This window comes from Thalassotalea sp. ND16A, from assembly GCF_000764205.1.
In the GTDB taxonomy this organism is placed as follows: domain Bacteria; phylum Pseudomonadota; class Gammaproteobacteria; order Enterobacterales; family Alteromonadaceae; genus Thalassotalea_A.
Genome location: NZ_JQDZ01000018.1, coordinates 65,171 through 87,990, shown reverse-complemented (window position 1 = coordinate 87,990; position 22,820 = coordinate 65,171). Strand labels below are relative to the sequence as shown.

The 22,820-nt window shown below is 41.3% G+C and carries 18 protein-coding genes; 15 read left to right on the top strand and 3 right to left on the bottom strand.

Annotated elements, in window-relative coordinates:
• Positions 1 to 6: 6 nt before the first annotated feature.
• Positions 7 to 1,857 (top strand): protein translocase subunit SecD, encoded by a 1,851-nt coding sequence (gene secD, locus ND16A_RS15315; protein WP_033076356.1) that lies wholly within the window; start codon positions 7 to 9, stop codon positions 1,855 to 1,857.
• Positions 1,858 to 1,871: 14 nt separating this feature from the next.
• Positions 1,872 to 2,819 carry a protein translocase subunit SecF gene (secF, locus tag ND16A_RS15320; RefSeq protein WP_033076355.1) on the top strand — a complete coding sequence of 316 codons (948 nt, stop codon included), beginning with the start codon at positions 1,872 to 1,874 and terminating at the stop codon, positions 2,817 to 2,819.
• 479 nt (positions 2,820 to 3,298) lie between these two features.
• Here secF and cobA read toward each other — a convergent pair whose 3' ends face one another.
• On the bottom strand, positions 3,299 to 4,186 hold the full coding sequence (gene cobA / locus ND16A_RS15325) for a uroporphyrinogen-III C-methyltransferase (RefSeq protein ID WP_081945457.1): 888 nt from the start codon (positions 4,184 to 4,186) through the stop codon (positions 3,299 to 3,301).
• A gap of 263 nt (positions 4,187 to 4,449) precedes the next feature.
• On the opposite strand from cobA, the gene ND16A_RS15330 reads away from it, so the two are divergent.
• Together ND16A_RS15330 and ND16A_RS15335 are read left to right on the top strand one after the other, a co-directional pair.
• On the top strand, positions 4,450 to 5,847 hold the full coding sequence (locus tag ND16A_RS15330; protein ID WP_235281968.1) for a Xaa-Pro aminopeptidase: 1,398 nt from the start codon (positions 4,450 to 4,452) through the stop codon (positions 5,845 to 5,847).
• Positions 5,848 to 6,490: 643 nt separating this feature from the next.
• The gene (locus tag ND16A_RS15335; RefSeq protein WP_033076354.1) at positions 6,491 to 7,999 is read left to right on the top strand and encodes a hypothetical protein; all 1,509 of its coding nucleotides are present in this window, start codon (positions 6,491 to 6,493) and stop codon (positions 7,997 to 7,999) included.
• Positions 8,000 to 8,451: 452 nt separating this feature from the next.
• On the opposite strand, the gene ND16A_RS15340 is transcribed toward ND16A_RS15335, so the two are convergent.
• Together ND16A_RS15340 and suhB are read right to left on the bottom strand one after the other, a co-directional pair.
• Entirely contained in the window at positions 8,452 to 9,480 is a 1,029-nt protein-coding gene (locus tag ND16A_RS15340) for an IS110 family transposase (protein ID WP_033076353.1), read from the bottom strand.
• 332 nt (positions 9,481 to 9,812) lie between these two features.
• On the bottom strand, positions 9,813 to 10,616 hold the full coding sequence (suhB, locus tag ND16A_RS15345; RefSeq protein WP_033076352.1) for an inositol-1-monophosphatase: 804 nt from the start codon (positions 10,614 to 10,616) through the stop codon (positions 9,813 to 9,815).
• Between the two features lie 351 nt (positions 10,617 to 10,967).
• Here suhB and trmJ point away from each other — a divergent pair, with 351 nt between their 5' ends.
• The 11 genes from trmJ (at position 10,968) to ND16A_RS15400 (ending at position 22,799) form a co-directional block, all read left to right on the top strand.
• Positions 10,968 to 11,744, top strand: coding sequence for a tRNA (cytosine(32)/uridine(32)-2'-O)-methyltransferase TrmJ (gene trmJ, locus ND16A_RS15350; RefSeq protein ID WP_033076351.1), 777 nt, complete (start codon positions 10,968 to 10,970; stop codon positions 11,742 to 11,744).
• Positions 11,745 to 11,794: 50 nt separating this feature from the next.
• Entirely contained in the window at positions 11,795 to 12,658 is an 864-nt protein-coding gene (cysE, locus tag ND16A_RS15355) for a serine O-acetyltransferase (RefSeq protein WP_268746302.1), read from the top strand.
• A 159-nt stretch (positions 12,659 to 12,817) separates the two neighbouring features.
• Complete coding sequence (gene iscR / locus ND16A_RS15360) at positions 12,818 to 13,324, top strand: Fe-S cluster assembly transcriptional regulator IscR (protein WP_033076349.1); 507 nt, start codon at positions 12,818 to 12,820, stop codon at positions 13,322 to 13,324.
• A gap of 31 nt (positions 13,325 to 13,355) precedes the next feature.
• A complete protein-coding gene (locus ND16A_RS15365) occupies positions 13,356 to 14,570 on the top strand; it encodes an IscS subfamily cysteine desulfurase (RefSeq protein WP_033076348.1) in 1,215 nt (404 codons plus the stop codon).
• A gap of 47 nt (positions 14,571 to 14,617) precedes the next feature.
• Positions 14,618 to 14,995, top strand: a complete 378-nt coding sequence (gene iscU, locus ND16A_RS15370) for a Fe-S cluster assembly scaffold IscU (protein WP_033076347.1) — start codon at positions 14,618 to 14,620, stop codon at positions 14,993 to 14,995.
• Between the two features lie 17 nt (positions 14,996 to 15,012).
• Complete coding sequence (iscA, locus tag ND16A_RS15375; RefSeq protein ID WP_033076346.1) at positions 15,013 to 15,336, top strand: iron-sulfur cluster assembly protein IscA; 324 nt, start codon at positions 15,013 to 15,015, stop codon at positions 15,334 to 15,336.
• 72 nt (positions 15,337 to 15,408) lie between these two features.
• Positions 15,409 to 15,933: a co-chaperone HscB gene (gene hscB / locus ND16A_RS15380; protein WP_033076345.1), complete on the top strand. Its 525-nt coding sequence runs from the start codon at positions 15,409 to 15,411 to the stop codon at positions 15,931 to 15,933.
• Between the two features lie 40 nt (positions 15,934 to 15,973).
• The gene (gene hscA / locus ND16A_RS15385) at positions 15,974 to 17,839 is read left to right on the top strand and encodes a Fe-S protein assembly chaperone HscA (protein ID WP_033076344.1); all 1,866 of its coding nucleotides are present in this window, start codon (positions 15,974 to 15,976) and stop codon (positions 17,837 to 17,839) included.
• A 2-nt stretch (positions 17,840 to 17,841) separates the two neighbouring features.
• A complete protein-coding gene (gene fdx / locus ND16A_RS15390) occupies positions 17,842 to 18,180 on the top strand; it encodes an ISC system 2Fe-2S type ferredoxin (protein WP_033076343.1) in 339 nt (112 codons plus the stop codon).
• Between the two features lie 369 nt (positions 18,181 to 18,549).
• Positions 18,550 to 21,390, top strand: coding sequence for a TonB-dependent receptor (locus ND16A_RS15395; RefSeq protein WP_033076342.1), 2,841 nt, complete (start codon positions 18,550 to 18,552; stop codon positions 21,388 to 21,390).
• Between the two features lie 86 nt (positions 21,391 to 21,476).
• A complete protein-coding gene (locus tag ND16A_RS15400) occupies positions 21,477 to 22,799 on the top strand; it encodes a DUF5690 family protein (RefSeq protein ID WP_033076341.1) in 1,323 nt (440 codons plus the stop codon).
• The last annotated feature ends 21 nt before the right edge of the window (positions 22,800 to 22,820 follow it).

Sequence of the window (22,820 nt, the reverse complement as noted above, 5' to 3'; positions counted from 1 at the left end):
CTAGTTGTGTTAAACAAATATCCATTATGGAAAACATTAATGGTGGTGTTTATCGTCGCCATTGGTGCTTTGTATGCTTTACCAAATTATTATGGTGAAGATCCTGCGGTCCAAATTTCGGGAACGAAAGGGGTACAAGCGGACCTTGCTACGTTAGATGCGGTAAAAGAAAATTTAGCCGCGGCTGAGCTAAGTTACCAAAGTGCCGCTCTTGCCAACGGGCAAGTGCTGGTTCGTTTTAGCGATTATAAAAGCCAGCAAACGGCGAACACTTTGTTATCAAAAAATCTTGGTGATGAATATTCGGTAGCGCTTAACTTAACTCCGGCGACTCCAGACTGGCTTGCCAGCCTTGGTGGCGTACCAATGAAACTTGGTTTGGACTTAAGTGGTGGTGTGCACTTCTTAATGGAAGTGGACATGAAAACGGCGATGGGTCGTGCCCAGGAAAGCATGATTGGCGATTTTCGTACTAACTTACGTGGTGAAAACATTCGTTACCGCAGTGTCAAAGAAGCGGGTAACGGGGTTGAAGTGATTTTCCGTAACAGCGATGACTTAGCGAAAGCGGAATCTCTGTTAAAACGTACTTATGGTGATTACCTGTTTGTTGATAATGAAGATAAGTTATCACTAAAAATCACCATGACTGATGCCAAGTTAAAAGAAACTCGTGAATACGCACTGCAGCAAAACATTACCATTATTCGTAACCGGGTAAATGAGCTAGGTGTCTCCGAGCCACTGGTACAACGCCAGGGTGCTAAACACATTGTGGTTGAATTACCAGGCATACAAGATACGGCTCGCGCCAAAGAGATTTTAGGTGCAACCGCAACTCTGCAATTTCATATGGTTGATCAGGAGCATGACATTCGTGATGCGATAAATGGTCGTGTACCGCCGGGGTCATTCTTAGTCAATGATCAAGACGGTCGTCCACAATTACTGAAAAAGCGTATTATGCTGCGTGGTGAACACATCATCGGTGCAAAATCTTCGCTTGATCAACAAACCAGCCAACCACAAGTAAACATCGACCTTGATAATAAAGGCGGCAGTTTATTCTCTAATGCGACGAAAAATAACATTGGTAAGCCGATGGCGACAATGTTTATTGAAAGCAAAGCCACCGGAGAGAAAAACCCGGATGGCAGCTTGAAGTTTACCCAACAACAAGAAGTGATTAGCGTAGCAACCATACAGGCGCGTCTTGGTAAAAGCTTCCGTATTACCGGACAAGACTCTCCTGCAGCAGCCCATAACTTAGCACTACTGCTTCGTGCCGGTGCATTAATAGCGCCTATCGCCATTGTCGAAGAGCGTACCGTTGGTCCATCGCTTGGCGCTGAAAACGTAGAGCTGGGCATGCAAGCAATCCTTTGGGGTTTTGCCTTGGTACTGCTATTTATGATGGTTTACTATCGTGCCTTTGGTCTTGTTGCCAACCTGGCACTTGCCGCTAACTTGGTATTGATAGTTGGTGTTATGTCATTGATCCCGGGTGCGGCATTAACGCTTCCAGGTATGGCGGGTATCGTCCTAACGGTGGGGATGGCGGTTGATGCCAACGTACTTATTTTTGAGCGTATTCGTGAAGAAATCCGTGAAGGCAAAACCATTCAGCAATCTATCCATCAAGGCTATGATTCAGCATTCTCAACCATTTTTGATGCCAACATCACCACCTTGATCGCCGCCCTTATATTATTTGCGGTGGGAACCGGCCCAGTTAAAGGTTTCGCGATTACCTTATCAATCGGTATTGTGACTTCAATGTTTACTTCAATTATTGGTACTCGTGCAGTGGTAAACGCCCTGTGGGGTGGCAAGAAACTTGATAAGCTACCCATTTAGGCTAGGAAGAAATTATGCAATTTTTAAAAATTAAAGACACCATAGCCTTTATGTCACAGCGAAAATTGGCGTCAATGATCAGCATTTTACTGGTTGTTGCTGCTCTCTTTTCATTGGCAACAAATAAGCTAAATTTAGGCCTGGATTTTACTGGCGGAACCTTATTGGAAATTGGTTTTTCACAACCGGCTGATTTGGTCAAAGTTCGTGAAGTACTGGAAGCGGGCGGCTATGACGATGCCGTAGTGCAGCTGTTTGGTAGCTCGGAAGACGTACTCATTCGTTTAGGCCAACGTGAAAACGTGAAAGCGGAAATGTTAGGCAACCAAATCCTAAGCATTCTTGAGCAGGGAACCGGCCAGGCAATCGACATGCGTCGTATTGAATTTGTTGGCGCTAACGTCGGCGATGAGCTGACGGAGCAAGGTGGCCTGGCAATGTTAACGGCGCTGATCTGTATTTTGATGTACGTTGCCTTTCGTTTTGAATGGCGTTTTGCACTCGGTTCAGTTTCCGCTTTGGCACACGATGTTATTTTAACGCTAGGCTTGTTCTCGGCATTGCAATTAGAGTTTGATTTAACCGTACTGGCCGCCATACTCGCGGTAATAGGGTATTCGTTAAATGATACTATCGTGGTCTCGGATCGTATTCGTGAGAATTTCAGAAAGGTACGTAAGGGTACGTCGGAAGAGATCATCAATATCTCGTTAACACAAACGCTAAGCCGTACCATGATCACCTCATTAACCACATTTATCGTATTACTGGCCTTATTCTTTAAAGGCGGTGCGCTCATTCACGGTTTTGCTACCGCTTTATTATTCGGTATCATCGTCGGTACATACTCATCAATTTACGTAGCTTCAACCGTTGCTTTGGCATTAGGTATTTCAAAAGAAGACTTAATACCGGAAGTGATTGAAAAAGAAGGTGCGGATCAAGAAGAGTTAAGAATGTAACTCGAAGAGTTATACATTTTGACGACAAAGGCAGCTTTTTAGCTGCCTTTTTGTTTTTTTAAGCGGCAGCGGGCTGCGGGCAAAAAAAAGCTGCGGGCTGTATGTTTGAGTCGTTCTGCAATAGGGTAAATTTAGACGTTGGGTACAAGGTACAAGGTACAAGGTACCAGCAGTTTAGCTACTGGCTGCGGGCTGAAGAGGCTTCGGGCAGTATGTTTGAATTGACCAACACTAGGGGAAATTAGGAAGTTAGGTAAAGGAACTAGGTGCTTGCTGCTAGTAGCCTGATTCTGTCAAAGCATCCAATTAATGAGGTATGACAATGTATACTCATTAATTGGTGGCTATAAGCCGGCATTGACGCAGGCCTGATTGTTTAGCACGAGGCTTTTAAACGCTTACACAATTTCTGGGTATGGCAGTGTATCTGCCACTAGCCAGTTATAAAAAAAGGTTGAGCGGACTCAACCAACTGCCCGCTAAATAGCAATTCCAGGGAGTACTGTATTACTTGCGTGTTGGGCAAAACGGTTATCTGGAGTTGCTGCTAACTTGGGGGCAAAATAGGCCACCTGGCCAACTCCATCAACATTTTCACTACTGTGCTGTTGCACAGCGTTAACGACATCACCTATTACTAATAAACTCGGTGGTTTTATCTCATCATTGGCAACCAGATCAGGCAAAGTGGCGAGTGTGCTGCGCCAAACTTTTTGATCATTTTGCGTACCTTTGCGAATAATCGCTGCAGGGGTAGTCGCTGCTCGACCATGGGCAATTAATTGCTCGGCAATGGTAGACACTGATTTTATGCCCATATAAAACACTAAGGTTTGGGTGCTATTGGCATAATTTTGCCAAGGCAAGTCAAGTTCACCGTCATGGCTGAAGTGACCGGTAATAAAGCTACAACTGTGCGCAATATTGCGGTGTGTTAACGGAATACCGGCATAGGTCGTACAACCTGACGCTGCGGTGATTCCGGGGATCACATGACTGGCAATATTGTGCTCGAGTAAATAATTTACTTCTTCTGAGCCGCGACCAAAGATAAAGCTGTCGCCACCCTTTAGTCGTACCACCTTTTTGCCTTTTTGTGCCCACTCAACCAAGGTGTCATTAATTTTATCCTGAGAAACGCAATGTTTATGAATCGCTTTACCTACGTAAATGCGATGACAATGAGCGGGTGTCAGGGTTAAAATTTCATTACTCACTAAGCGGTCATAAATGATCACATCGGCGTTTTCAATAAAACGCAAAGCTTTAAGCGTCAACAATTCGGCATCGCCAGGTCCAGCGCCAATTAACGCCACCTCGCCATGAAGAAATTGTGATTTTGCTAAAACTTGCTTACCTGTGTTCATCTTTACTCGTATTATGATTTGATAATGTGTTAACCAATGCCAATCAAAAACCGATTGGCATTAAAATGTTAAGTACCCTGTCATCATATCGAAATTATAATAACTTTAAAGAATTGCTTTATACTTTTATATATCAAAAAGCTATTAAAGCTTAATCTGTATCAATAAAAAAATAAATTCTGTTAAAATTTAATGACTTGAGTGAATTGAAGTTGTTAGCTATGCTGAAATTATCGATGTTTCATTTACCAAAAGATTTAACAATGACCATAAAAACCAATCAAAATTACTGTTCTGTGCTTAGCTTTGGCCAGCATAAATTGCTCATCTTTATTGTTTTATTGATTAATTTTCTGCTGCTCTATACTTCCCCCGCTTTTGCTACAACGGTTAAAAACAAATTTAAAACTGAACATAACATTTTATCTATGCAACAACGCAGTTTGGTCATTGACAACATTTTAGATAAACGAGTTAAACAATTATTGCCTGGCCTAATGCGGCAGGCAAATGTTGACATGTGGATATTGATTTCACGTGAATATAATGAAGATCCAATATTGAAAACGTTTTTGCCAGCAACCTGGATGGGAGCACGTCGCAGAACCATTTTAGTGTTTACCGACATGGGCAAGGCAGGCATAAGTGCGCAAGCTATCGCTCGCTATGATGTGGGAAGTATTTTCAAAAAAGCCTGGGATAAAGAAAAGCAACCAGATCAGATGCAGGCTTTGCTTGAGCTAATTAAAGCACGCAACCCTAATCGCATTGCCATTAATCAATCTTCTGACTACGAACTTGCCGATGGCCTGGTGGCAAGCGAACGCGACTTACTGTTTTCGTATTTGCCAACTCAATATCGTGAGCGCATTGTGTCGGCCGAGCCGTTGGCGGTAAGCTGGTTAGAAACTCGCATTAAGGAAGAAGTAGAACTGCTAACTGAAATGGTGGCATTAACTAAGACTATCATTAAACAAGGCTTTTCCAACGAAGTGATCCGCCCTCGCAAAACCACGGTAGGCGATTTAGTCTGGTGGTTTCGTGACCGAGTGAGCCAGTTAGGGTTACAAACCTGGTTTCAGCCGTCAATTCGATTACAACGAAAATATAAAAAACTTGGGGTCAGTGAAGATCCCAGTTTGATCATTTTGCCCGGTGATTTTTTGCATGTGGATTTCGGTATAAGTTACTTACGGCTGAATACCGATATTCAACAACACGCTTATGTGTTAAAGCCGGAAGAAACAACGGCACCTAAGTTTTTACAAAATGCGTTAAAGCAAGGCAATCAGTTGCAGGATATCCTCACCAATAACTTTGTTGTTGGCAGAAGCGGTAATGAAATATTATCGAGAACCCGTGAACAGGCAATGTTAGCCGGCATTAAGCCGATGATTTACTCGCACCCGATTGGCTCTTACGGCCATGCAGCAGGCACCACTATTGGCAAATGGGACTCGCAATTCGGCGTACCCGGAGAAGGGGACAGAGCACTTCACCAGGATACCGCATATGCGATTGAGTTAAATGTGCAAGTAGCAAGCGCTGAATGGCAAAAGGATATCAGCATCATGCTCGAAGAAAACGCCATCTTTAGTCGCGATAAAGTGTCTTATTTAGCGCCAAGACAAACAGAATTAATGTTAATTAACTATAAGTAAAAAATAAAATATAAATATTTTTTGTGATAGCTAGGATTTGATCTTACAAAAATAGAAAGGCAGTTAGAATAAGGCTGGCTCCTGATGATCACTTTTGCCACATTGGAGACCGTAGCACTCGTGTTAGCTATACGTCTTCATCTCAGCTAATAGGAGACGTTAATCATTTCAATCACATACGTCAACTACGATTGATTCTGGGATGCCAATAGCAGAAGTATACAGCGTTCTTTCTATAGACCACTTTATACGCTAAGAATCATGTTATGTTATACAATATCGTCAAAGGAAAAGTCGAGATTAATTTAGAAAAATAATTTGGTTGATTTGTTTCTTAAGTAGGCTCAAAGTAAACACTTTCCAGATTAAACGATGGCTATACCGAAAAACTACGATATTGCGCTGAATGCTGAAGTTTAGAGTGTACTTTAAATATACGTTAGTTAAATTCATTTGTGACACTTATTATTGCCACCTTTAAACAGAAAAAAGATCATAAAAAATCCTGCCAATACAAGTTATTAGAAATCAATTACAGTTTGCTACATTTTTGCTATCATCATACTCAGTATCATTAATTATTTAACTCATATAAATTGAAATAACCTCAACACGTTTAATAATAAAAAAAAGGAATTGTGAAATGTTAGGAAAGTTGTTCAGTACAACATTGAGTGTATTGATTTTAACCGGATGTGCCATAAATGGAACGGAAAACAAGTCATCATCAGTAGATAGTCAGAAAATACTGCGAGGCTCAATTTACGGAAAATTAGTTCAAAATGGAGATGGCTTTTATATAAAAGATCAATTTTATTCATCTTCTCCTCAAGCACGAAAATCTATAATAAACTCAGATCGAAAAACTAACGAATGGATTTTTGATGCGGCAACATTTTATCCTGGCTTTGAAACTAAGCAATTTACTTGTGAGGAAAGCGCGTGTGAAGCCCTTGAAGAATTAGCGAATCCTTTCATAGGATTGAGCTTTGCAAGCGCAATGAGAGGTGACACCTTTGAGGAAATGACTAAACGAAAGGGCCTTTCATATGAACAGTATGACCCCTTTAAAGATCAAAATAATTTAAGCGAGTATGCAAAAGATGCTACCGCTGGAGTGTTTGTAGCGGCTATATCACCATGGTTGTTAGTGGCTGGGGTTGCTGATCTTGCTGATGACGGAGATTCATTCCTTACTAAAAGAATAAATAAGAATGTATATTTTGATCACGTAGCATTTACTAATGAGATTCGAGAGCAAGTTAAGCTTAAATTTGGATCTTTTGCTACTTATAAAAAAGTAATTTCCCAAATTGTAATCGCTGACAATAAAAATCAAAAATACCTAGAAAACCTTAACAAAGAACTTAACTTTAAGTCATATAAACTGGACAATTTAAGAACATCATCAAAATCATCTCGTACACATTATCTAAGGGAAATCGCTCCTTATTCAATTAACTTACCAAGCTCATTAGAGGATTTAGATAATTATTTCACCTCACAAATTTCAGATTATTACGAACAAGAAAAATTAAGAATTACAAGTGAATATGACAAATATTATGACTTACTTGCGGCTGATTCCATCAATTATTATAGTAAAGCTTCATTTAATTCTGTAGATGAAATTGAGAACGCTAGAATTAAAATGAAAAGGTTACAAAAACAAGAAGAATTGCTTGGTCTTGATACATCTACTGCGTTATTACATGTTAATCGTTCTGAACAAATCCTGAGATTCAAGCGTCTAAAAAACACAAATTCGAGCCTAGCTTGGCACTCTTTTATCGAGAAATACTCCAATTCAGATTACGCTAACTTAATTGCTTCAGCAAAGAGTAAAGAAAAGTTAGCACTTAAATTTGAAGTTGATCGAGCCAATAAAAGAAAACAAGCGCAAGAACTTGCTCAGGCCCGCCGTATCGCTAAATTGGAAAGTCTAAATAAATGGCGGAAGACTGTTAAGGTTGGTGACAACACATTCTGTGGAAGAGTAATCGAAGCAAACAGTAACCAGACTATGTTTAAATTAGCTCTTTCAGTAAAACTCTCTGGCTATAGCTCCGAACAATGGATTCACATAGATAATATTTATCAGCCTTGGCAAGGCTGTAAAAACGTAAATGGAAATTTATCACCTAACAGCTAATTTGGACTAAACAGACTCAAAACTGTTTTAAATCTGCTCAGAAGCCCCATGCAATAACATGGGTTTTCTGAGCAAGCAGATTTAATCATTAATGTCCGAAATGTTCTTTGTCGGAAGAGCTGTCATTGTTGAAGCAAGCGCTAACGTCGGCTATGCGAACTTTCTGGCCCCAAAAACACAATGATTCAAGCAATGTTTATTTCCGCAAAGTGGACTCCTCCATTTCATCAAGTATTCCGTTATTAGGTTAAGGCGCGTACGTATATTCGGTTTTTATTTGGAGAAGCTATCTCCTAACCCTCAATGTATGCGCATCTCGATTCCTATATGTGGCAACGGGTTTAAATCCCACTTTGCGGAACAGGTTTTATCAAGATGGATATCTTTATCTAATCTTGGCTTACTTGGCGAAACTCTTTTAAAACATTTTAAATACCATAAATAACGGTAATTTAAGCGATTAGTTCTTTCCTATATTCTGTTCCCTGAGTTAATAATGCCCAGGCAGTTCGAACGTTTTTATTCGCCAGTGCAACGGCTGCTTTACCATACCCCGCACGTTCAATTAATTTGACTAACCACTCATCTTTTTTAGTGGTGACTGATTTCATACGATGAACGTATGAGCGAGCGCCTTGTATTAATACTGAGCGAAGACGCTTATTAGCAACAAATTTACTGATGCCCATCAAACTCGCTTTACCACCGCTACTGTGTTGCTTTGGCGTTAAGCCAATATAGGCCGAGAATTCTCGACCATTTTTAAACGCTTCGCCTGTACCGAGTGTAGAAAATAACAAGATTGCACTGATTGGCCCAACACCTTCCATGTTAGTTAGGTTCGAACATGCTTCGTTGTTTTTCACTAATTGTTTAACTTGTTCATCCAATAATGCCACATCATCACGAAGGTCGAGTAAACGTTGATACATGAGATTAAGTGTTGCCCTGAACATGACGGGTACATCGTTTTCACCGTCTTCCAAAATGTCTGGAATGTTTTTAAAAAGAGAAGCGAAACCTTTGGGGATAAACACGCCAAATTCCATCAACAAGCCACGAATGTGATTTGATAAGCACGTTTTATTTTGAACCAGCAGTTCTCTTGAACGTTGGATAGACTGCATACCTTGCTGCTCAAGTTCTTTCAGTGGTGCTTCTTTAACGTTTGGTCTGTTCGCTGCTTCAGCGACAGCTAGTGCATCGTTCTTATCTGTTTTATGGCCTTGGCGAAACGTTGATACAACCTTTGCTGGCAAGATTTTTATCTGATGCCCACAATTTCTAGCTAACCTCGCCCAGTGGTGAGCTGTTGAGCATGCTTCGAAGGCAACAAGGCTTACAGGTTGCTTTGCGAGAAACTCGGCGAACTTTGTTCGAGCAAGCTCTTTGTTTGTTAGTTCTTTATTTGAAGGCGAAAGAATAGAAACTTGAATAACATTTTTTGCTAAATCTACGCCAATAGTATTAACTTTGTTCATGTATGGATCCCTCTATTTGTGTTTTGGTCGACACTAATAAACCTAGCTTATAGGTTGGAGGAGTCCATACATTGTGGCAAGAGTGAACAGCTGGGCTGTCAGGTCAGATCGCATTCTACTTAGGTACATCCATGTGTTAATGCATTTTTGATATATACACTTCTTTGGGCAAAAAAAAGGCTAAACCTGCGAAGATTTAGCCTTATTTAATTCATCCTTGAATTACAGAATTTATGCCATCCGTGGCAATTCTAAGTTAATTCATCCTTGAATTAAAAAAAAAGGCTAAACCTGCGAAGGTTTAGCCCTATTAAAAAAAGTATTTTTTTAATTTACAGTTTCATCGCCGGAGTTAAATGCGGACGAATGTCTGTTAAAATTTCTTTCAATAAGCGTGGGCTTCCGGCAACAATGTTGCCAGATTTAGAATGGTTATGACCACCCATTAAATCGGTTACTAAGCCACCGGCTTCAATGACCATTAACTCACCCGCGGCAGTATCCCACGGCTTTAAACCAAGTTCCCAAAAACCATCAACACGGCCTGCGGCTACATAAGCTAAATCTAAAGAAGCACAACCGGCACGGCGAATGTCTGCAGTTTTCAAGAATAATGTTTTAAACATTTCAAGATAGGCATCGGTACTGGCTTTTTGCTTGAATGGGAAGCCTGTTGCCAATATGGTACCTGCAACTTCTTTATGTGCTTGAACGCGAACACGAAGGCTGTTTAATTGCGCGCCATTACCACGGCTGGCAGTAAATAATTCACCACGAATTGGATCATAAATAACCGCTTGGTCTAACTTACCCTTTACTTTTAGGGCAATCGATACGGCGAAATGAGGGATGCCTTTGACAAAATTAGAGGTACCATCAAGCGGGTCGATGATCCATTGGTAGTCAGGGTTTGTTCCTTCAATAACACCTCGTTCTTCACTCACAATCGAGTGTTCAGGATACGACTTAAGCAGCGTATCAATGATGATTTGCTCAGCTTCTAAGTCTATGTTTGTTACAATATCATTGCTGCCTTTAGATTCAACTGACACTTTGTCAGTATTTTCGAAAGCGCGAGCAATTACACTACCTGCACTACGCGCGGCGCGTATTGCGATATTTAGCATCGGATGCATAAATGACTACCCTAATTTTAAAAAGAACAATTCTATAGCCAATCCCGACAGGATTGACAAAACGGCGCACAGTATAGCAAATATTTTTTGTTTATGCGAGCCGCAGCTAAAATTGCCTCTCTCAAGAGAAAAATATTCTGTATTGAGGTTATTTATAGACTAAAAATTAGGCTTTGCCAGTGAAACCACTGGTCAACTACGATATATAGAATTTAACTTGATAATAAAGAAATGAACTAAGTAAATACTCTATTTTTTTCTTTATTGTAACGTTTTTATGGTAATTTTAGCTACATAATGGCAATGCATGTGTTAAAATCGCGGCCAATTTGAATCGCATAGAAAAACCACATGTTAGATAACGTCCGTATTGTTTTAGTAAATACTTCAGATTGTCGAAATATCGGCTCAGCAGCTCGTGCCATGAAAACCATGGGCCTTAAAAATTTGATTTTGGTAGACCCAATTGAAATGCCTAATGGTCAGGCGCAAGCACTCTCTGCAGGCGCAAGTGATGTGTTAGGTAATGCCAAAGTTGTAGCCACGTTGAAAGAAGCAATTGAAGATTGCGGTCTAGTAGTTGGCACCAGTGCCAGATCGCGTACTTTGCCCTGGCCAATGCTTGAGCCAAGACGTTGTGGTAAAAAAATGGTTGAAGAGGGTAATCAATACCCGGTGGCGTTAGTATTTGGCCGCGAAAGCAGTGGTTTAACCAACGATGAACTTCAACTGTGCCATTACCATGTGGCGATTCCGGCAAATCCGGAATACAGCTCATTAAATTTAGCAATGGCAGTACAAACGTTAAGCTATGAAATTCGCATGAATTTCTTAGAAGCCGAAGAGGCTAAATTTGAGAATAACAAATCAGCAGTAACGGCTACCGCTGTGGTTGATGAAGACGGTGAAGCGAAGTATCAATTAGTTGAAGAAACCGAGCGTTTTTATGACCACTTTGAAAGTGCAATGCAAAAAACCGGGTTTATTCAACCAAAGCATCCGGGCATTATAATGACCAAAGTGCGTCGTTTATTTAACCGTGCTCGTCCTGATGGGAAAGAATTAAAAATGCTGCGCGGCATCTTGGCGTCAATTGATAAAGCGGCGGCAACAGCGAATAAAGACTAAGCTATTGATTGTAGGTTTACTTTCAATATGCGACTTAAGCTGCTTTCAGCTTGAGCAAATTTTCAAAAAGAAAGTTAACTAATACCAATCATACAAGTAGGAACAAAATGTTTAGCCGAATTAAAGAAGATATAAAAAGTGTGTTTGACCGCGACCCCGCAGCCAGAACGACCTTTGAAGTGTTAACCAACTACCCAGGGCTTCACGCCATCTGGGGGCACTGTATCTCTAATTGGTTATGGCAGCGCAAATTTAAATGGTTGGCGCGCACAATTTCTACCTTGTTTCGCTGGTTAACCGGAGTCGAAATACATCCGGGTGCTACTATCGGTCGCCGTTTCTTTATTGACCATGGCATGGGCATCGTCATTGGCGAAACCGCAGAAATCGGCGAAGATTGTACGGTTTATCATGGTGTCACCTTAGGCGGTACTAGCTGGAATGCCGGAAAACGTCATCCAACCTTAGGCAACAATGTTGTTATTGGTGCCGGAGCAAAAGTTCTCGGGCCATTAATGATTGGCGAAAATGCTCGTATTGGCTCTAACGCGGTAGTGGTTAAAGATGTGCCTGAAGGGGCAACTGTGGTTGGTATTCCTGGCCGTGTAGTGAGTAACTCGAAAGAGCCTGAAGGGAGCGAACGTCACAAACTCGCCAGTAAATTTGGCTTTGATGCGTACGCGGTATCGAACGATAATCCAGATCCGGTAGCAAAAGCGATTGGCAGAGTGTTAGATCATGTTAATTTAATGGATGCCAAATTGCTGGAAGTAACCAAAGCGGTTAATCAAGTGGGTGGTGAAGTTTGCGAAATTGAATTGCCAACATTGCATGTCACCGAGTTTGATGAGGCGGAAAAAGCGGCGGCTAAACGTCGTGAACAAGAAAAAGATTCCTTCGATCCTATAATTTAATCTTGCTCAATTGCTATTACTTGAGTAAAATGGTCGGGTATTTAGTTGACTATTTTACTCAAGTAAGTAAAATGCGCTCAATGAATACCAAAACTGTTCAAATTCGAGAATGAATCGTCTGAAAAGTGAACGTTTAGGTGATAATTATAGGAATATGCGATGAAATTAACTTCCAAAGGCCGCTATGCGGTAACCGCGATGCTTGATGTAGCAATACACGCTGAAAGTGGTCCTGTTCCTTTGGCCGACATATCGGAACGACAAGGCATTTCACTATCCTATTTGGAACAATTATTTTCCCGTTTACGCAAAAACGGTTTAGTTAGCAGCGTTCGGGGTCCAGGCGGCGGTTACCGTTTGGGTAAGTGTTCAGCACAAATTGCTGTCGCCGATGTTATTCGCGCCGTAGATGAAAGCGTAGACGCAACAAAATGTCAGGGCCAGGGAAATTGTCAGGGCGGACATCAATGCTTAACTCATAATTTATGGGATCAATTAAGCAATAGAATTACCGACTTTTTAAGCAATATCACCCTAAGTGAGCTGGTTCAGCAAGGTGATGTGAAACAAGTAGCAAAGCGCCAGGATGAAGAGTATGAAACTCATGCGCATGGCAAGCCGGTTGGCACTTTGATATCAACACGAAATATTATTGGCGAGTGGTAATACAACCACCGTTTATTGAGAGAGAACATTCATGAAGTTACCAATTTATCTTGATTATTCTGCAACAACACCCGTAGATAAGCGTGTTGCCGAAAAAATGATGCAATACATGACTAGCGACGGTTTTTTTGGTAATCCGGCGTCACGTTCGCACAAATTTGGCTGGCAGGCAGAAGAAGCGGTCGATATCGCACGTAATCAAATTGCTGATTTAATCAACGCTGATCCTCGAGAAATTGTGATTACTTCTGGCGCAACAGAGTCAGATAACCTTGCCATTAAAGGTGCTGCGCATTTTTATAACAAACGTGGTAAGCACATCATCACTGCTAAAACTGAGCACAAAGCGGTGTTAGATACTTGTCGTGAATTAGAGCGTCAAGGTTTTGAAGTAACGTATTTAGACCCGGAAGATAATGGTTTAATTGACTTAAACAAATTAGAAGCGGCAATGCGTGATGACACAGTGTTAGTGTCGATTATGCACGTAAATAACGAAATTGGTGTGATTCAAGACATTAATGAGATTGGCGAATTATGTCGTTCTCGTAAAATCATTTTCCATGTCGATGCTGCTCAGTCAGTGGGTAAAATTCCATTAGACATGCAACAAAGCAAAGTCGATTTGTTGTCGATTTCGGCCCATAAAATGTATGGCCCGAAAGGCATTGGCGCGCTTTACGTTCGTCGTAAACCTCGTATTCGTTTAGAAGCACAAATGCACGGTGGTGGTCATGAACGTGGTATGCGTAGTGGCACCTTAGCAACCCATCAAATTGTTGGTTTTGGTGAAGCATGTCGTATTGCGAAAGAAGAAATGGCGCAAGACTTAGCCCACGTAACGGCGATGCGTGATCGTTTATGGGCCGGCTTAAAAGGCATGGAACAAGTTTTTGTCAACGGTGATTTCGATAAACGTTACAACGGTAATTTAAACGTGAGCTTCAACTTTGTTGAAGGCGAGTCGTTAATTATGGCATTAAAAGATTTAGCGGTTTCATCGGGTTCTGCTTGTACTTCAGCAAGTTTAGAGCCGTCTTATGTACTGCGTGCATTGGGCTTAAATGATGAAATGGCACATAGTTCAATTCGTTTCAGCTTTGGTCGTTTTACCACCACAGAAGAAGTTGATTACGCGATTGAATTAATTCAGGGCGCAATTAGCCACTTACGTGAAATGTCGCCATTATGGGAAATGTTCCAGGATGGTGTTGATTTAGACAAAGTTGAGTGGGTAGGTCACTAACATTAGTAGCAACTAGTGAAGTGCAATTAAAGTATTAGGGGTAATTTATGGCTTATAGCGAAAAAGTAATCGATCATTATGAAAATCCACGTAACGTAGGGTCATTCGATAAAAATGATCCAAGCGTTGCCACTGGCATGGTGGGTGCACCAGCGTGTGGCGATGTGATGAAGTTACAGTTGAAAATTGATGATCAAGGCATTATCGAAGATGCAAAATTTAAAACCTACGGTTGTGGTTCTGCAATCGCCTCAAGTTCATTAGTGACTGAGTGGGTTAAAGGCAAGTCTATTGATGAAGCAAGTGAAATTAAAAACACGGCAATTGCTGAAGAACTAGCACTACCGCCAGTAAAAATTCATTGCTCTATTTTAGCGGAAGACGCGATTAAAGCGGCAATTGAAGATTACAAAGCGAAAAACTAACTTTAGGTGAACAGGTAATGGCAATATCAATGACTCCAGCAGCAACGGAGCGAGTAAGATCGTTTATCGATAACCGCGGCAAAGGTTTAGGTTTGCGCCTGGGCATAAAAACCACGGGTTGTTCTGGTTTGGCTTATGTTTTGGAATTTGTTGACGAGCTTAATGAAGATGACCAAGTGTTTACTATCGACAATGTAAATATCATCGTTGATGGCAAAAGCCTGGTGCATATTGATGGCACCCAGTTAGACTTTGTTAAAGAAGGGTTAAACGAAGGTTTCAAATTTACCAACCCAAATGCCAAAGGTGAATGTGGTTGTGGTGAAAGCTTTAATGTTTAACGACTTGTTTAAGCAACGAATTAATAGTTATTTTTAACCTTGTTTTTAACCTAAGTATAAGCGGATACAGCATTGAATTACTTTCAACTGTTTGGCCTGGAGGCTGAATTCACACTTGATTTAGCTGAATTGTCTGCAACCTATCAAGCATTACAAAAAACGGTCCACCCCGACCGTTTTGCTCATTCATCAGCACAACAACAATTATTGGCCGTACAAAAATCGGCTGAAATTAATGATGCGTTTCAAACACTGAAACAGCCTATTTCTCGTGGCGAGTATCTGCTAAAATTACGCAATACTGATTTACCCGCGGAGCAGGAAACCTTAGGCGACGTCGGCTTCTTAATGGAGCAAATGGAACTGAGAGAAATGCTTGCCGATATCGAACACGCCAGTGATGTTGATGCGGCGTTGTTTGCAGCACAAGAAACCATAGACGTACAATCGCAGCACTTATGGCAACAACTGCAAGAAAAGTTGCTGGTAGACGACCAAGCTCACAACCTGAGCGCTGGTGAGTTATTAAGAAAGTTGAAGTTCTATTTGAAATTACAAGTGGAACTCGATCGCATTGAAGATAGCTTGTTTGACTAGCTTAAACTTGCTTTAAATTTTTACGACATAGATAAATACCATGGCTTTATTACAAATTGCTGAACCCGGTCAAAGTACCGTTCCTCATCAGCACCGCTTAGCGGCAGGCATTGATTTAGGCACCACCAACTCGTTAGTTGCGAGTGTGAAAAGTGGGTTAGCAGAAACCTTACCCGATTCCAATGGGCAAGATATTCTGCCATCCATTGTCAGTTATCAAGCGAAAGACACATTAGTGGGTAATGCTGCAAAAAATGTGTCGATTAGCGATCCTGAAAATACCATTGTTTCGGTGAAACGCCTGATGGGGCGTTCATTAACCGATATCAATAATAAATATCCAACACTAGCTTACCAGTTTTGTGGTGATGACTCGCATCCGTCAATCAACACACGCAAAGGCGCGAAAAACCCGGTGCAAGTATCGGCTGAAATCTTATCTACCCTGGTAGCACGAGCGCAGCAATCTTTAGGTGGCGATCTTGAAGGCGTGGTGATTACCGTGCCGGCATATTTCGATGACGCGCAACGGCAAAGCACCAAAGATGCGGCGACGATTGCTGGTGTCAACGTGTTACGATTACTGAATGAACCAACCGCTGCGGCCGTAGCCTACGGTTTAGACAGTGGCCAGGAAGGTATCGTCGCGGTTTTTGACTTAGGTGGCGGTACCTTCGATATTTCGATATTACGGTTATCAAAAGGCGTATTTGAAGTGTTGGCCACCGGCGGTGATTCCGCCTTAGGTGGTGATGATTTTGATTTGGCGTTAGTCGACTATATTCTCGCAAAAGCCAGTTTGGTGCGGCCATTATCAAACTCAATGGAACGTCAGATATTGCAACAAGCTTGTGCGGTAAAAGAACAGTTAACCGATAGTGACAATACCAAGGTGAGTCTGAGCCTGGAAGATGGCAGTGAATTTAGTTGTGCGATCACTCGTGAAAGTTTTGAGCAATTGATCGAGCCGTTAGTCGCCAAAACCCTTCGTGCCTGTCGTCGTTCACTAAAAGATGCCGATGTTGGCATTGATGAAGTGCATGAAGTCGTTATGGTCGGCGGTTCTACAAGAGTGCCATTAGTGCGTAGCGAAGTGGGAAATTACTTTAAACGTCAGCCATTAACCACGATTGACCCTGATAAAGTGGTTGCTATTGGCGCCGCCATTCAAGCCGATGTGCTGGCGGGTAATAAACCAGACAGCGACATGTTATTACTCGATGTTATCCCTCTGTCACTCGGTTTAGAAACCATGGGTGGACTGGTTGAAAAAGTGATCGCCCGAAATACCACCATTCCTGTTGCCAAGGCACAAGAGTTTACCACCTTTAAAGATGGCCAAACGGCGATGGCAATTCATGTATTGCAGGGTGAACGTGAACTGGTTGAAGATTGTCGTTCACTGGCCCGTTTTGAACTGCGGAACATTCCGGCAATGACCGCTGGCGCCGCCCATATCCGCGTTACCTTTAAAGTGGATGCCGATGGTTTATTGAGTGTAAGCGCGATGGAGAAATCCACTGGCGTTGAATCTTCCATTGAAGTCAAACCATCATTTGGTCTTGAAGAAAATGACATTATTAACATGTTAAAAGATTCAATGAGTAATGCCAAAGAAGATATGAACGCCCGGATGCTAAAAGAGCAGCAAGTAGAAGCGTCGCGTGTGTTTGAAGGCGTTACAGCAGCGATTAGCCAGGATGGTGAACGTTTATTAACAACAGACGAATTGGCAGCAATCAATACTGCCCTTTCTAATTTATTAACGATTAGTCAAACTGACGAAATTGCTGCTATTGAACAGGCAATTGAAGCGGTTGATAAAGTTACAGCAACCTTTGCCGAGCGTCGTATGGATTCTTCAATTCGCACCGCGCTTGCAGGTCACTCGGTAGATGAGGTTTAACCATGCCACAAATTATTTTTCTTCCTAACGAAGAATTATGCCCAGAGGGCTTAGTAGTAGAAGCAGAAAAGGGCGAAAGTGTGCTAAATGTCGCCTTAAAAAATGACATTGGCATAGAACACGCCTGTGAAAAAGTATGCGCATGTACCACTTGTCATGTCATCATTCGCGAAGGTTTTGACTCGCTGGCAGAAAGCGATGAACTCGAAGACGATTTACTCGACAAAGCGTGGGGCTTAGAACCCGACTCGCGTTTGGGCTGTCAGGCAGTGGTTAATGATGAAGATTTAGTGGTAGAAATACCAAAATATACCATCAACATGGTGTCTGAAAATCATTAATTGACTTTTAAATTGATTCAATGAAAGGGTAATAACAGATTGATGTTATTACCCTTTTTTCGTTTATGGAGGAATAGCTGAAAATACCTATCTAATGCCCACAATCGGTAAATCCGTTTGGTCACGGTCCGCTGCTAATACAGAGTTTGCGATGATGACCGAAGTTAGGCCTGTTCCTCATCCACTATTTCCACATGTCTCACCATTTTAAAATATGTCTACATTATTCGGCAAAGATCAGTCATTGCTAAGCTTTGTCTTAAACTCTTCAATTTTCTGAAATATTAATGTCATAAAACTGTTTTAGAATTTAATCATGAATCTGGTCTAGACCAGTAGTTAGATTAAATATTAATACTTTCAGGGGATATGATGACAAAGTTAACACCAATTGCTGCGGCCTTGCTGGCACTATGTAGCTTTAACACATTTGCAGATGGTTCTATTTCTGGTTTAGTCAGTGATAAAACGGGCAATTTATCGGGTGCTAAAGTTATTTTAGTCGGGGGTGAATCACAGACAGCAACCAACCATAAAGGGCAGTTTACGCTAACTCATTTACCCGCGGGTAAACAAACAATTCGCATCGAGTATTTAGGCTACCCTTCAGCAGATTTTGATATAGAAGTCGTTGACAATCAAATTGTTGAATTGGGAGATTTGTTACTTAATGTAAGCCAAGAAACGATGGAAGAAGTCGTAGCAGTTGGCTACATGCGTCGCGGAGCTATGCTGGCGATGAATATGCAAAAAGAATCAAATAATATTAAGAACTTTCTCTCGGCGGATGGTATTGGCAAGCTGCCGGATAGAAATGCCGCCGAAGCGGTACAGCGCATGCCAGGTGTTTCGATTGAACGCGACCAGGGTGAAGGCCGATTCGTAGCTGTTCGGGGCTTACCGGCTCAATGGAATTCTACCTCAATAAATGGTGACCGACTGCCTACGGCGGAAGAAGAAACGACCAGCCGCGCCGTTGCTTTTGATTTTTTTCCTACGGATATGATTGAATTGGTTGAGGTTTCAAAAGCGATCACCCCGGATATGGAAGGGGATGCGATTGGTGGCAATATCAACTTTACCACTCGTCGTGCACCAGATGAAAAAATATTGTCTGTAAACCTTGGTTTAGGTGCCTCAGAAAAAGCGGAAGATGGCAGTACCTCTTTCAATGTACTCTATGGCGACCGATCAGAAGACGGAAGATTTGGTTTTTTAATTAATGGTAGCGCGTGGGTTCGCGATTGGGCAACAGATAACTATGAGCCACGACGTGCAATTGATGATGACGGTGTTGCAGGTGTGCATCGTTTAGAATTAAGAGACTATACCGGAACTCGTAGTACTTATGGTCTAAATATGGCTGGAGAATATTTACTCGACAACGGTTTAATCTATGCCAAAGCTATGTATGGCACGTTAAGTGATGAAGAAACTCATTATAAGCATCGGGTAAGGTACAACAAAAATCGGGTAGAACTTCAACACATTTACAATGAATTGATCACTGAAATGCACGGTTTCGAATTTGGTGGCGAGTACGACATTGATTTTAACACTCGCCTTGAATGGAAGTTGAGTACCTATCAGAATCAATTTGAGTATGGCGACATTCCCAATGGAGAAGACAACGCTTACTACGTCGTAAAGTTCAAGCAAGGGGTTGATTTTGATGGTGATGTTGGTGTTCGAAATGGTGTTGATCAAGGTACAGGTTTGATCTACAACACCATTGATGGCGGTACTGATCCTGCATTTGAGATAGGCACTCATTTACCAAGTGATTGGTCTATGGATCCTACCCAGGCAGTTTTAGCCGATGTTGAGCTTTATGGTATTGATATTAAAGAGCGCGACAAAATTGTTGCACAGTTTGATGTAATCCACTCATATAATGAAAAACTAGAGTTAAAAGCCGGGGCTAAATATCGTAGTAAAGAGAGAAACGCGAGTTTTTACGACAAATTCTATGGTTGGAATGAAGACTTGTATGGGCCGACACCAACACTAGCACAAGTCGCGAATGATTTAGGGGTTTCTCTTACTGATCAACCAGGGCGTAGTGATTACTTAGACAATTTTGCTATCGATTATCAATCGATATTTTCACAAGTGATCCCGGTGAATGATTTGAAACGTTGGTGGGATGAAAACAATCATAAACTAAGCTTTTTAGATGGTGATTCTGAAGTCGTTGAAAATGGTGGTGGTTTAAGTCGTAACTTCGATTTAGAAGAAACACATTTATCTTTATACGGTATGGCAACTTATAAACCGTCAGATAAGTGGACAATACTAGGTGGTTTACGGGCAACACAAACAAAAACAGACGTTGATGGTTTTGTTGCAGTAGAAAATGATGATGGTATGTCAGTTGAACAAGAGCAAGGCAGTAAAGATTACTGGTCAATTCTCCCGTCATTGCATGCGACTTATCATATAACGGATATGAGTAATGTTCGTTTAGCATTAACACGGACTTTTGCTAGACCCGACTTTGGTCAGTTATCGCCCGGTGCCACCTATCTTGAAATGGAAAACCTACTAAAGTCAGGGAACCCAGAACTAGAGCCAACCTACTCTAATAACTTCGATTTAATGTTTGAGCAGTACTTTGATGATGCCGGTGTTATTTCGGTAGGCTACTTTTATAAGCAAATTATTGACCCGGTTTTTTCACAAACATACCAAGGCAGCTATCGTGATCAATCAGTTACGGTCAAAAGCCCATTGAACGGCGATGATGCCTGGCTGCATGGCATAGAGTTTGCGACGAATACCAATCTTAGCTTTATTAGTGATGAGCTTAAAGACTTTGGTTTTAGCTTTAATTTCACCTTAATGGATTCGGAAATGGATATACCGGGGCGTAGTGATAAAGTGACCATTTCCAGACAAGCAGACGAACTTTACAACGCCGCTATGTATTACGACAACGGAGATTTTGCTGCGCGAATCGCGGTTAATCATAAAGGCCAATATATCGAAGACCATGGCAGTAATAGTGATTTAGATACTTACTATGGCGATTATACCAGTGTCGATGCCAGTGCCTCATACTACATTAACGACAATGCCATGATTTATATTGAATTGAACAATTTAACCGATGAACCATTACAGTATTTTACCGGTTCAGAACAACGTCCAAACCAAATCGAATACTACGGTATTAAAGGACAAATCGGCATTAAATACGATTTCTATTAATTGTTCGGTCATATGGGAAGGGTAACCTTCCCATATTCATATTCATATTCAAATTCAATATTTTTATTTCTTTAGGTAAATGAACAATGTCTTTGTTGAAGAATTTCTTACAGCGTTGCCATACCCTTATTTTTGTCATTTACGCATCTTCTGCGGCATTTATGACTTACTTTTGTATGTATGCATACCGAAAGCCGTTTGTGGTAGCGAGTTATCAAAATGCACCCGAGATCTTGGCTTTATTAGATTTTAAAATAGCGATAGTACTCGCTCAAGTATTAGGCTATTTATTATCAAAATTTATCGGTATAAAAGTTATCTCCGAATTAACTGCGAATAAACGTATTGGTATTTTACTCGGATTAATTTTGGCCGCTGAACTAGCATTATTACTGTTTGCCGTAGTTCCTGAACCATGGAAACCATTAATGATGTTTCTAAACGGTATTCCCTTAGGCATGATTTGGGGCATTGTTTTTAGTTTTTTAGAAGGCCGACAAACCTCCGAAATATTGGGTGCTGTATTGAGTATTACTTTTATTGTCGCGTCAGGTTTGGTGCGAACCGTTGGGCAGTGGTTAATCCTTGATTTTTCTGTACCAGAGTATTGGATGCCGGTAGCTACTGGGGCAATTTTCATTATTCCTTTTACCTTATCAGTATTTTTCTTGGCTCAAATTCCCCCTCCATCAGCAGCAGATAACGCAGCCAGACATAAAAGAGAACCGATGAATGGGGCACAGCGCTGGGCCTTTTTTAAACGTTTTTATCCAGGTATTTTATTGTTAATTTCAAGTTTTTTACTCTTTACCGGGTTAAGAGATTTTCGTGATAACTTTTCATCAGAAATTTGGCAAGCACTCGGGCACGGTGAAGAGCCGTCAATATTCGCCTATGCGGGTATTCGAATCGCTCTAGTTGTACTCGTGGTGCTTGGTGCTATGGTGATGATAAAAAATAATAGGAAAGCTTTTCTAAGCAATCATGGCTTTATCCTCTTTGGTTGTTGCTTGCTTGGCGGAGCCACCTTTGCTTTTGAACAACAATGGCTTGACGGTAAAACTTGGATGGTTTGGTTAGGGGCTGGGCTTTATACCGCTTATATCCCTTACAATTGTTTTCTCTTCGACCGCATGATTTCAGCCGTTGGCTCTACCGCCAATGCCGGTTTTTTACTTTATTTAGCCGACTCGGCTGGTTATTTGGGCAGTGTCAGTATTTTGCTTTACCGCACATTTGCATCCCCAGATGTTAGTTGGTTACAGTTTTTTATGCACCTTTGCTACTTCGTAGCGATTTCGGGTGGTTTTTTAGTTATTTCGTCGGTGCTATATTTCAGTTATAAATTGCGTGTTGGTCAACATACTGCACCAATGAAGCTGAATACATCAAAGCCGATTTTGCAATAAATTTTTATCTATTATTAGGAG